This is a genomic window from Sphingobacterium sp. UBA6317, from assembly GCF_002440385.1.
GTDB lineage: Bacteria > Bacteroidota > Bacteroidia > Sphingobacteriales > Sphingobacteriaceae > Sphingobacterium > Sphingobacterium multivorum.
The window spans coordinates 246,550-258,276 of the sequence record NZ_DJTD01000067.1 but is presented as its reverse complement, the minus strand read 5'-3'; the positions used below and the strand labels follow the sequence as shown (position 1 = coordinate 258,276).

At 38.6% G+C, this 11,727-nt stretch carries 9 protein-coding genes and 1 tRNA gene; 4 read left to right on the top strand and 6 right to left on the bottom strand.

Going from position 1 to position 11,727, the window contains the following annotated elements:
• Nucleotides 1–87: 87 nt before the first annotated feature.
• Nucleotides 88–2,721: a putative LPS assembly protein LptD gene (locus B3E92_RS22680; RefSeq protein ID WP_236560120.1), complete on the bottom strand. Its 2,634-nt coding sequence runs from the start codon at nt 2,719–2,721 to the stop codon at nt 88–90.
• Nucleotides 2,722–2,922: 201 nt separating this feature from the next.
• Here B3E92_RS22680 and B3E92_RS22675 point away from each other — a divergent pair, with 201 nt between their 5' ends.
• Both B3E92_RS22675 and B3E92_RS22670 read left to right on the top strand, forming a co-directional pair.
• Entirely contained in the window at nt 2,923–3,723 is an 801-nt protein-coding gene (locus B3E92_RS22675) for an N-acetylmuramoyl-L-alanine amidase family protein (protein WP_046673952.1), read from the top strand.
• 61 nt (nt 3,724–3,784) lie between these two features.
• A complete protein-coding gene (locus B3E92_RS22670) occupies nt 3,785–4,732 on the top strand; it encodes an MlaD family protein (RefSeq protein WP_046673953.1) in 948 nt (315 codons plus the stop codon).
• A gap of 168 nt (nt 4,733–4,900) precedes the next feature.
• Here B3E92_RS22670 and B3E92_RS22665 read toward each other — a convergent pair whose 3' ends face one another.
• The 5 genes from B3E92_RS22665 to B3E92_RS22645 all read right to left on the bottom strand — a co-directional run bounded on the left by B3E92_RS22665 (nt 4,901) and on the right by B3E92_RS22645 (nt 10,087).
• Nucleotides 4,901–6,982 (bottom strand): S9 family peptidase, encoded by a 2,082-nt coding sequence (locus B3E92_RS22665; protein WP_115050747.1) that lies wholly within the window; start codon nt 6,980–6,982, stop codon nt 4,901–4,903.
• Between the two features lie 180 nt (nt 6,983–7,162).
• Nucleotides 7,163–8,629: a cell envelope integrity protein CreD gene (gene creD / locus B3E92_RS22660; RefSeq protein WP_115049684.1), complete on the bottom strand. Its 1,467-nt coding sequence runs from the start codon at nt 8,627–8,629 to the stop codon at nt 7,163–7,165.
• Nucleotides 8,630–8,633: 4 nt separating this feature from the next.
• A complete protein-coding gene (locus B3E92_RS22655) occupies nt 8,634–9,125 on the bottom strand; it encodes a hypothetical protein (protein WP_070564903.1) in 492 nt (163 codons plus the stop codon).
• A gap of 51 nt (nt 9,126–9,176) precedes the next feature.
• Nucleotides 9,177–9,479, bottom strand: coding sequence for a winged helix-turn-helix domain-containing protein (locus B3E92_RS22650; protein ID WP_046673956.1), 303 nt, complete (start codon nt 9,477–9,479; stop codon nt 9,177–9,179).
• Nucleotides 9,476–10,087, bottom strand: coding sequence for a hypothetical protein (locus B3E92_RS22645; RefSeq protein ID WP_070564906.1), 612 nt, complete (start codon nt 10,085–10,087; stop codon nt 9,476–9,478). Before B3E92_RS22645 ends, B3E92_RS22650 begins: the two co-directional genes overlap by 4 nt.
• A gap of 149 nt (nt 10,088–10,236) precedes the next feature.
• Between B3E92_RS22645 and B3E92_RS22640 the strand changes: the two genes are divergently transcribed.
• Both B3E92_RS22640 and B3E92_RS22635 read left to right on the top strand, forming a co-directional pair.
• Nucleotides 10,237–10,318, top strand: a tRNA-Leu gene (locus B3E92_RS22640).
• 68 nt (nt 10,319–10,386) lie between these two features.
• A complete protein-coding gene (locus B3E92_RS22635; protein ID WP_046673958.1) occupies nt 10,387–11,712 on the top strand; it encodes a trigger factor in 1,326 nt (441 codons plus the stop codon).
• The last annotated feature ends 15 nt before the right edge of the window (nt 11,713–11,727 follow it).

The window sequence follows — 11,727 nt, the reverse complement described above, 5'->3', positions numbered from 1 at the left end:
TATTTGATGGAAGAATTTTTTTGAAAAGAAACTGAAAATTCTTTTTGGCCAATATGAATATAACATTTCAAAAAAAAAGCAGTTATTTTAAAAATAACTGCCTCCTGAACTGGCTCTTTTTGTGAGCTTAAGATCTTGTAAGATCGATGCCTTGGCACGAATGGTGACGTTGTAGCTTCGGAACCGCCCAAAAGGCATCCAGCCAAATGACATATCCCAACAATGCAGATCGCGATAGATATTGAAAGAGGTCATGACCACTTCCTTCTGTTTGAAATCGTACCCCGATTGAAAGGTGACTTTCCATTTTGGCGTAACACTGAAGTCGCCATGTAAATTCAATGTGCTTGTGATCTGGCTCTGCATTCTTCGTGTACTGGAGTTGAACGATTTTGCCATATTGAAACTGAACGATGCCGCAAGGTTCCATGGGATGTTAAAGTCCACAAATGCGTTTGGATCTGAGCTGATTCGAGCTAAGGCTTGTGCCTGTTCGGGAGTCATACCCGCTCCTGTCATTTCTTTTCTTAAAGAATCAATATTGTTATTACGTGATTTCGCAGCCTTAGGATTCAGACTATAGTCAAAGGAAAGACCAAAGTTTGTCAGGCGCGCAAGGCTACCGTCTTTAATGGCGTAGCGATTGACACGGACACCATTTTCGTTGACCGAATAAGGATCAAATGTACCGTTGAAGTTTACATTCATCTTTTGGTCGAAAAAAGCTGTACGGCCAGAGAAAGTAATTGGGGACAACTTTAGCGAGTCGGCCACAAAGTTGTAATTTCCACTGAACGTCAGACCTTGAAGAATAGGGATTTTCTTCATACCGCCATCCGTGGTGTCAGATTTACTTTTGACCTTTGCTTCGATATTATTGTCAATGGAGAAACCTATCCCCGCAGATTTTCCTGCGGAAGGGGAACCGTAGACACCCTGGCTAAAGATTGAGTATACATTTCTGTTTCCATATTGATCGTTATAATGCTGATAGAAACCATATTTTGGATCCGAAAAGTCGGGTCTATAGTTCAGGTTGATTGACGGTGTAACAACGTGTCTGATCTGCTTAAGGTTACCTATTTTAGGGAAATAATTACCATAAACCTTGGTCGAAAGTCCGGTCGATACCGAGTAATCGTATGCACGATTGAATCCCTGAACGGTATCGATACGTTGTTTATAACCTGCAGCGGTATTGTCGATGCTTTGTCGCGTACTTTGTAAATACCAACGTTCGGTATAGTTTACACTGGTATTGAACTGGAAATATTTAAAAGCATTGAGTGATAGACTGATTGGAATATTGTGTTGGAAACCATTTTGGAATTTTTTGAAACCTCCTGGTTTAAACAACAATGTATCAATGGTACTGACCGAGTTTTGCGCCTGGAAACTATAACCGACATTGATGCGTTGATACCATTTTTGTTCACCGACACGGTCTTTGCTGTCAAATGGATTAAAAGAGGATACGTTTAAGCTGATGTTGGGTAAACTCATCTGTATACTGCGTGTAGCCATGTCCTGGTTATGCGTTAAGCTGGCCGTGAGGTTTACCTTACCATCGGCAAATACTTTTCCATAACTGATGGACGATCCCATACGGTTACGGGCAAGATTTTCATAGGTATTTTGTGTACTTCCGGTTCCGGTATTTTGAAAGAAAGAACTTGTACCAAAGTTAACACTTGCAGAGAAAGATGTTCCTGGATTGGCTTCCTGGCGTTGAGTATGGTTCCAAGTGACATTAAAATCCTTATTGGAGCCATAATTAGATGTTCCTTCAATACCCGTTTTGGTATTAGCATAACGGATATTAAAACCACCGTTAAATTTATAGTTGACGGTATAGCGCGTATTGATGGAAGCTTCCCACGAACCTTTAGAATACAAGGAACCTCTAATCTCACTGTCCCAGTAATCGTTGAAGGCCAAATACCAACCGATATCCCGCATGGAGAATCCTCTGGTATAATCTTCTCCAAAAGAAGGGAAGAGAAACCCGGATGCTCTTTTATCTGGTTTTGGGAAAAATGCAAATGGAAATGCCACGGGCATCGGTACACCCATCACGACAAGGTAGGCCGGACCAGAAATAATCTGATTTTTAGTGACAATTCCTTTGGTGATATGAATTCCAAAATGGGTATGTGGATAAGGTAGATTACAGGTACTATATAATCCCTTGTAAATAGACATTTCGTCGTAGATATTCTTTCGCACAATATTGGCCTGGATAAATCCACCATCAACTTCGGTCATAATACCGTAGGTATTTCCCTCTTGTTTTTCGTAATCATAATAAAGTGAGTCTACTGTTTTCGGTGATTCACCATTACCCATGATGACAATAGGACGCCCTACATATTTACCACTTTTGTCGTAGATCCCAGAAGCAAAAATCTTTTTCTTGTTTCGATCAAGACGGATATAATCGGCAGAAAGTTCAAAATCTTGGTACTTTACTTTTGCTCCGCGATAAAGGTGACTGATATTCTTGGCAACTTCAGATTTCTGCGAGTCAACCGCAATAATGCTCACTTCGGCCTGCAAACCACTTCCTTTTTTCTTGGTTGTATCGTTTACAGATTTGGTCGTATCTGCAGTTTTCGATTTACTCGTATCTTGCGATTTATTGGTCGCCCAAATAGGATCTTTACCTTGAAGTCCGTTCTGTTTTAATGGAATATTACTTTGAGCAAAGCTAGCATTGCTCATTGCAAGAATGATAAATAGTGTTAAAATGTTGATTAACGACTTCAAAATTAAAGACAAATGTTATTTTTGTGAAATAATGTTAAACTTCGAGAGACAAAATTAGTCAAAAAAGCAATAGAAAATATGTTAAATATCGTTATCTATTAAAGAAATAATATTGACGCATTTTGATTCGTTTATAGTAGAGCAAATAATTATTCAATGAAATCAGATTTAAGAATTAGAAAATGGTGTAGTGTTGTGTTCGCTACTTTGGGATTTTTTTTATTGAATTCTTTCACATTAAACAATGGGCAAGCAGTGCCTCCAGACTACCAAATAAAAACGATTGTAATTGATGCGGGCCATGGCGGTAAAGATACCGGAGCACAAGGGCGGCGATCGTTGGAGAAAAATGTAGCCCTTGAAGTTGCGTTAAAATTGGGAAAGCAGATTCAGAAAGATATTCCGGGTATCAAGATCATCTACACGAGAACGACGGATGAATTTGTTGAGCTTTACAAACGTATTCGCTTGGCGAATGCCAATAAAGCAGATTTATTTATTTCAATACACTGTAATTCCAGTGGTGCTAGCGCACATGGTACCGAAACATTGGTCTCTGGCTCGCATCGTTTGGGACAGCAAGATGCTGCAGTTCGTGAAAATGCGTCCTTGTTACTGGAATCAAACTATAAAGAAAATTATCAAGGATTCGATCCAAAAGACCCTGAAAGTGCTATCATCTTCTCCTTGATGAAAAACCGATTCCGTGAAAAAAGTATTCGTCTGGCGCAGATGATTGAAGGTGAGTATGTGAAGGCAGGGCGATATAGTAGAGGATTCTGGGAGAAAGGCTTAGCTGTATTGGCTGAAGCAGGTATGCCCGCTGTGCTTACAGAAATTGGCTTTATTAGTAATAGAGAAGAAGAGAGCTACCTATTGTCTGATGAAGGGCAGCAGGAAATTGTCAATAATTTAGTTTCGGCTCTGAAAATTTATAAAAATTCTGTAGAACGCTAAACAGATTTGCTTTTATGCTGTTTTAAACTTAAATTAATGATCATTACTAAATAGATTATTTGTGAAAATTTCAAACGAGACAAAAGTCGGCATATTAGCAACAGTTGCGATAGTTTTATTATTTATTGGCTATAGCTTTCTAAAAGGAAATGATGTTTTTAGCAGCGACAACACATATTACACAACTTATGAAGCTGTCGATGGCCTAACTCCATCAAAACCTGTTTTAGTAAATGGTTATCAAATCGGCCGTGTATCAAAAATGATTCTCCTACCTGATGGCAAAATTAAGACAGAGTTCAAAATACACTCCCATTATGACGTTCCAAAGAATACAATTGCGCGGATTTCAAGCACAGATTTGTTGGGAAGTAAGGCCATTGTTTTCGAAATGGGCAACAGTAAGGAATTGGCAAAGGATGGAGACTTTTTAGCTTCAGGTGTCCAACCGAATATTATGGATAAGGTTGAACCCATTCAAAAACGGATTGAAACAATTACCATTAAACTGGATTCAACATTATCGGTTGTCAATAATGTCTTAGACAAACAATTTCAGGATGACTTTAAAAGAAGTATTCATAGCATTTCCACTTCTTTGAAAAATGTAGAAGGCATCACCAAAGATGTCGAAGGTCTAGTGGGGGATGAAAAGGGGAGACTCAATCGAATCATGGCCAATCTCGAATCAATTACATCCAATTTTTCACAAAATGGCGAGAAAATCAATGCGATCATGTCTAATCTGAATAATATTACCGATAAGGCCGCCCGATTGGATTTTGAACATACCATGAACAAAGTAAATGCCGCAGTCAATGATTTTCAGGAGATCACGGGAAAAATCAATAGTGGTAAAGGATCTATTGGTTTATTGTTAAATGACGAAGCGTTATATAATAATCTCAATAATGCTTCAAAGGAAATGGATAATTTGATGAAGGATGTGAAAGAGAAACCCGGGAAATATATCAAACTTTCCATCTTTGGAAAAAAAGGCGAGAAATAGATTTAGCAATCAGATCAAATGGGATACATAAAAAAGCCTGCATATTGCAGGCTTTTTGTTTTTATATGTCCACTCCCTGAGTAACGCTTTTTGGAATTTAAACAGGTGAAGGCCGACTTTGTCAGTTGCGAAAATACCTGATTTTACAAGCGGATTTTGCACATCTCGTTATAAAGTTTCCTTAAGCCAGGTAAAGAATTCTCTTTGCCAAACTTGTGCGTTTTGTCCTGACAGTACCCAGTGATTTTCATCAGGTAGGTAGACCAGGCGGCTCTTAATTTTTTTGAGCTGAGCCAATTGGAATGCCGCTAACCCTTGTCCGATTGGAACACGATAATCTTTTCCGCCTTGAAAGATTAAAATTGGTGTGTGCCAATTATTTGCTTTTTCAATGGGGTTGAATGCGGTATAGGATTTCTCATTTTTGCTATCCCAGTACGCCCCACCCAGTTCGTGATTGGCAAAAAAGAGTTCTTCTGTGGTACCGTACCAGCTTCTCATGTCGAATAAACCATTGTGCGCAATGAAAGTTTTGAAACGGTTTTGATGCACGCCAGCTAGCTGATAAACCGAGTACCCACCATAACTAGCTCCAATCGCCGCACGACGAGTTGTATCTACATAGGATTCTTTGGAGATATCGTCTATCGCTGTCAAGTAATCCCGGATTGGCTGACCGCCCCAGTCCTGAGAAATGGCTTCATTCCATTTTACACCCCAGCCAGGCATACCCCTGCGGTTTGGAGCGATGACAATATAGCCTTGTGATGCGATCAATTGTAAATTCCAACGGAAGGAGTAAAATTGCGTCAGGGCAGATTGAGGGCCGCCTTCACAGTAAAGTATGGTTGGATATTTTTTTGCAGGGTCAAAGTTTGGCGGATAGATTACCCATGAAAACAGATCGGCTCCATCGGATGCCTTTGCGATACGTTTTTCAATTTTGTTTTCGCTAATGCTTGCATATTTTGCATCGTTGACTTTAGTGACCGGAGTTAAAGATTTGGTTTTTAGATCAAAGCTGAAGATTTCGGTTGCACGGGTAAACTTTGTAGAGCTAACGATTAATTTGTCAGCTACTTGGCCTACAATACCGGTGATGTCAAAGTCACCTTCTGAAATTTGATGTATTTTTGGTAAACTTTTAGCTTTGATATTGGTCGGTACTTCAAGTTCAAATAATTGAACTGTGCCTTTCGTTGCAGCTGTAAAATAGATTTTCCGGTTGTCGTTGCTCCAGATAAAACTATTGACGGTACCATCCCAATGTGCTGTTAGGTTAAGTCGAATCGAGCTATTCTTATCAAATAGCATGATGTCATTTTTGTCCGATTCATAACCATCGGTCTTCATGCTGAGCCACGTTAGGCTTTTCCCATCGGGAGAATAGGTTGGGGCTGTATCATACCCATTCATTCCTTCTGTCAGGTTAGACGTCGTTCCGCTAGCGAGATCATAGCGATAAATATCGGTGTTGGTACTGACAGCATAATCTGTTCCGAATTTCTTTTTACAGACATAGAGCACTGCCTTGCTATCGGGAGACCAGGCAAAATCTTCTGCGCCACCAAATGGTGCCTGAGGGCTGTAGAAAGCTTGATCCTTTAATAGGTCTACCGGCTCGCCAACTTTACCATCAATATAACTCGCCACAAAAGGATGACTGAATTTGCCATCATTGAAGGTATCCCAATGTCTGTAGTCTAAGTTGTCATAGATATAAACGTCCGACTTTGGTAGTTCGGGATATTTATCTGTGCTGTGGTATTTTTTTACGAGCACGGACTGGCTGAAGAGTATTTGTTTTCCATCAGGAGAAAACTTGACATTTTCTAAAGCAATATCGCCATTCGTCAATTGAACTGCTTCAGCCTTAGATAGGTTCTTCTTCCATAACTGCCCCTTTAACAAATAAATGACGTCGCCATTTGGTTCGATCTGAACGACTGTTTCACCACCTTTTTGGTCGGTGAACTGACTGCTAGTCCCGTTTGTGAGTGAAACTGTATAGAGATTTTTTTCACTTGAATTGCTCTCCAGATTATAATTGGAAACACCGTATACCAATGTTTTGCCGTCTGCAGAAAGTCCTTCGGCCGAAACACGACCAAGGTCCCAAAGTGTAGTTGGGTTGATCGGTTGTGGCGATTCCGACACTAATTTGGAGTTATTTTTTCCGTCTTTGCTTTCTTGCGCATTGCTTAGGTTACACGCCATAATCGCTAATGTAAGTATTGTAAGTTTTTTCATCTGTTTAAACATATCTATGCCGCTGAAAAATTTCTTCGCAAGTTACAGAATTTGGTCATAAATGCTAAGTCGAGTAAAAAAATAGCCATCTCTTTCATTTAGAAATGGCTTATTAGAATTGTAAATCCTTATTTTTTTAATAGTATCTGAATTAATACCCAATAAAGTCGAAGACGTTGTTTATTGATCCACATGGCTATTATCAAATTGATACCAGTTTATTTTTGTTGAAACGCGCATCAAAATCGCCAAAATGATAAAGATGCCAATTGTTCCAGCGATAAGGGAATAATCCCGAAGTTGCATGAGGATATAGATAAAAAGATAAAATAAAGCCAGAATAGAACTCAGCAATAGCGCCGATTTCTGGTCTTTGGTAATTGATTTAATGAAACTGCCAATCAACATAACTGTAGCGACTGAAGCCGTTAAGTAAGCTAGATTAAATCCAATATGCTCGGATAGCGCGAGCAGCAATGTATAGAAAAGAACCATAGCTGCTCCAATCAGAATATATTGGATGATATGGATCCGTTTTTTCTTGATCACCTCGGTGAATAGGAGCGAAGTAAAGGTCAGGATGATAACTAAAATACCATATTTGGCGACCCGTGTTGTTTTTTGATAGTTATTGATATCTGGTAGGAAGTTAATTGTAATCATGTCTGCGTTATCCAATAGGTTATTTGCAGAGGCAATTGTAGTGCTGACGGCTTGTGCTGGCTTTTGCTCATTGCCCTCATTTCCATTTTCGAGGTTGTTATCGAACTGAAAGATCGAACGGGCATCGCCTGTCCATTGTTGCGGCAGCTTCCGACTGAAAGAAGGGATTTCCCAGGAAGCCGAAAAATTGGAGGTTTCGGTATTACGTTTGCCCGGTAAGAATGCACCTGTGAAACTTGGATTAGCCCAGTTACCCTTAGCCTGGATGTTTGTCTGATCACCCAGCGGAAGAAAATTCAATGATTTGGATCCTTTTAGATTTAGTTTTATCTTAAAACGATTGTCTGTTTTCTGCGGATCCAAAGGTACAGGACAGACTAAATTTTGCGTAAATAATTTGAGATTATTAAAGTCTGGGTCGAAAGTCAATTCATTGCCATCCCAATTCAAGGATGGGCGCTTGCCTAAGCCTTTAAAATCCTGGATGCCGAAAATAAGCTTACTGCCTTTCCAGTCAATTTGCTCATTTGGGATCTCGAGTTTTTCTAGGGATATTTTGTCAAAAGAACCGTCTAATGTGATGTTGCTGTTGTAAACTACGGCATTATAAATACCTCGAGAGAGATGCTGTGGCGTTATATCGGTTGTGATATTGGATGTTTTGGGTAATACAAATATCCATTTCAGCTCTTCTCTAAGGTTCGATTTTTCGGCTTTTTCGGCAGAAAGTGGTATAGTCTCGCGATAGGGGATAGCCAACACAGGACTGGAAATAACCTGCTCCTTTCCCCAGTTTAATGCAATACCGCCAGAAACTTCCTGTTCCCTATTTTTCCGTTCTTCTATTAAATCGCTTATTAACGAAAGTGGAATGAGCAATATCAGGGAAAGAAAGAAAATGACAAATAACTTTAGGACAGTGGAATTACTGATTTTCTCAAAAAATGACGATTGCTCTATCGATGATGAATTGTTGTAGTCCATGATTTTAGTTGTTTAAATCTATTTGAATATTTTTACTATATAAGGCAATTTGAAGCTCCGTTAATTGCCAATGAAGGATTTCTTTAAATTCTAAATGATGGAAGTTTTGGAGCGATCGACCTTTCTGAAAATGTCTTTTGTAATAACCGAAATGCTCGGGAAATAAGATTCCGCCAATAAAAATCATTGCCATAAGATAGAGGCTGATCTTTCCATTACCAAGTAAGAGGAATTGCATGGCAATTTCATCTTGTATCTCTGTTCCGGTTTCAGTCAGGATATGAAATACATCGTGATTTTCCAGTTTGGGCATGACATCGAAACCTTTACTTTCATAAAAGAGCCCCAGATTATGGCCGATGCTTCCAACGGGGTAGGTCATAAAATTTGCCTTAGATATTCCCCAAGCTTTTTTGTTCCATTTAAAGATGTCTGCATATACTTTGGAAGACCAATTATAGAGGTGCAGCATCAGTTTTAATCGAATTCCTTTCATTTAATCATGTTTTAAAAGTACTTTGATTTTCAAAGTAAATGAATAAAAAAATTATTTGTATTGTTGCTTTATTAAATTTTCAAGTGCAATAAGGTGATTTTCAAAGGCTTTAAGTCCTTTTGTCGTTCTTTTGTATCGGGTGTTCGGCTTCCGGTCTACAAAGCTTTTTTCGACACTAATGTATTCCTCTTTTTCCAATGTTTTTAGGTTGGAAGCAAGGTTACCGTCGGTTACATCCAACAATTCTTTCAATGAATTAAAATCATATTCTTCATTGGCAGCGAGAACACTCATAATTTGGAGGCGAACCCTGTTTTCAAATATTTTGTCATATAAGGAAAGATCTAATTTCACGATTCGTACTTTTTGTAAACGATAAAACCATAGATGATGTGTAGCACACCAAATCCTAATCCCCACAATAATAAGCCGTTGTCCGGGAAACATATACCAATCAAACCCAGGCAGATTTCCAGTATACCCAGGCCTTTTGCTTCTGCAAAGGTATAGATGCTACCCGCAGTCAGTGCCAGTCCATAAAAGATCAGGAGCATAGCAGCAATCAGCTGGTAGTAGCCTTGGACAAAAAACAACAAGGAAATCATGCCACCCGTTAGTAAGGGGATTGAAACTGCAAATAAAAGAGATTTGCTTGTAATGTTCCAAATCGACTGCTTATTTTTTCTCGCTTTTTTACGTGCCATTAGCCAGCCGGTCACCAGGGATGATAAGAGGACGATGAGCGCAATCATTAAAAACAGTAGGGGCTTATTCAGATTTTCGCCCAAGAGTAGCGCGGTACTTTCGGGTTGCTGTAGAATATAGTATCCCAATAGTGTTCCCAGCAAAGCATAACAGCCCATGAGTACACCTGATAATCCGCTTATTGAAACAAATTTGGACGATTTTTCCATTAATGATCTGATCTGTCCAAGTTCTCTAAATAAATCTTTCTGTTCCATAAAAGTACTTTGATATTCAAAGTAAATGAATAATAATGAATTATGCAAGGGGTTGGGAGAATATTGAAAAAAAATAAAAAAAAGAGTAGAAAATACTTGCAGGATATAGGTTTGGTTTCTATCTTTGTGGCATCAAAAGAAATCCTAATGCGGAAGTGGCGTAATTGGTAGCCGCACCAGACTTAGGATCTGGCGCCGCAAGGCGTGGGGGTTCGAGTCCCTTCTTCCGCACTTGATGTCCTCCCGAACTTAAAACCTCGGGAGGATTTTTTTATGAATGCGATATAGCTAAAAAGAGTATGAATATTTCACACGAGAATGTAGATGCAATCAATGCGGTAGTCAACGTCGCATTAGCACCTGAAGATTATAATCCTCAAGTCGACAAAGAGATTAAAGCGCAAGCTAAAAAAGCAAAATTACCAGGTTTCCGTCCAGGTCAAGTTCCTGTGGGACATATCAGACGTACTTATGGTAAATCTATTTTATTTGACGAGATCAATAAATTAGTGAATGAGAAAATCACCAATTATATTGCTGAAAATAAATTAGAAGTTTTAGGTCAACCACTTCCTTTGGAAGATGATGCACAATACAGCTGGGATTATAAAGACAATTTCAACTTCAAATATGAAATTGGTCTTGCTCCTGCTTTTGAATTGCCTTTTACTGCTGAGACTGAATTTACTTCGTACGAAATCAAAGCTGATGAAGAGACATTGGCAGATCGTATCAAGAACTTGCGTCGTAGCTATGGAAAAATGACTAATCCAGAAGTATCTGAAGAAGGTGATGTATTATATGCAACATTGAAACAAGATAAAGAGGAAGGTCTAGAAAAAACAACTTCTATCCGCACAGATATCGTAGAAGATGCTAAGATCAAAAAATCATTAGTTGGTCTTAAAAAGGACGATGTTGTTAAGATTGATGTTAAAAAAGCATTCAAAACTGAAGATTTAGCACGTATCTTAGGTATCACTGAAGAGGAAGCAACTGCTTTAGACGTCACTAAATTTGAATTGACTGTTAAGAATATCAACCGTTTAGAGGAAGCTGATCTAAACCAAGAATTTTTCGATAAATTATTCGCAGAAGGTGAAGTAACAGAAGAAGCTCAATTCACAGAAAAAGTGAAAGAAGAAGTTGAGAACTTATTCAAACAAAATTCAGATCAAAGATTACGTAATGATATGTATACTTTTGGTATGGAGAAAGTTGATGTATCTTTCCCTGAAGAATTCTTGAAAAGATGGTTGAAAGCAACTAACCCAAGCATTTCTGAAGAAGAATTGAACGAAGGTTTTGCTGACTTCTTGAACAACTTGAAATGGACAATCATCGAAAACCGCGTTGTTACTGAAAATGGTCTTGAAGTTAAATATGATGAAGTTATCAATTTAGCAAAAGAACGTATCTACGCGCAAATCAAGATGTATAACATCAACGAAGAACCTTCTGATGAGCAGTTGAACCAATTTGCAATTCAATTGTTGCAAGATAGAGAGCAAGGTAATCGTTTGTTCGAAGAAGCTAAAGCTTTAAAAGTATTTGATCACTTGAAAGGTTTAGTGAAATTGAATGCTACGGACATTGAATACAAAGAATTTGAGAAATTAGCATAAGCGAATTTTTTAAAT

What these genes read in the sequence shown, in the direction of transcription:
- creD (WP_115049684.1), bottom strand. Translation starts at nt 8,629, where the DNA reads ATGGACTACAACAATTCATCATCGATAGAGCAATCGTCATTTTTTGAG.
- B3E92_RS22680 (WP_236560120.1), bottom strand. Translation starts at nt 2,721, where the DNA reads ATGAGCAATGCTAGCTTTGCTCAAAGTAATATTCCATTAAAACAGAAC.
- B3E92_RS22635 (WP_046673958.1), top strand. Translation starts at nt 10,387, where the DNA reads ATGAATATTTCACACGAGAATGTAGATGCAATCAATGCGGTAGTCAAC.
- B3E92_RS22665 (WP_115050747.1), bottom strand. Translation starts at nt 6,982, where the DNA reads ATGAAAAAACTTACAATACTTACATTAGCGATTATGGCGTGTAACCTA.
- B3E92_RS22655 (WP_070564903.1), bottom strand. Translation starts at nt 9,125, where the DNA reads ATGAAAGGAATTCGATTAAAACTGATGCTGCACCTCTATAATTGGTCT.
- B3E92_RS22675 (WP_046673952.1), top strand. Translation starts at nt 2,923, where the DNA reads ATGAAATCAGATTTAAGAATTAGAAAATGGTGTAGTGTTGTGTTCGCT.
- B3E92_RS22645 (WP_070564906.1), bottom strand. Translation starts at nt 10,087, where the DNA reads ATGGAACAGAAAGATTTATTTAGAGAACTTGGACAGATCAGATCATTA.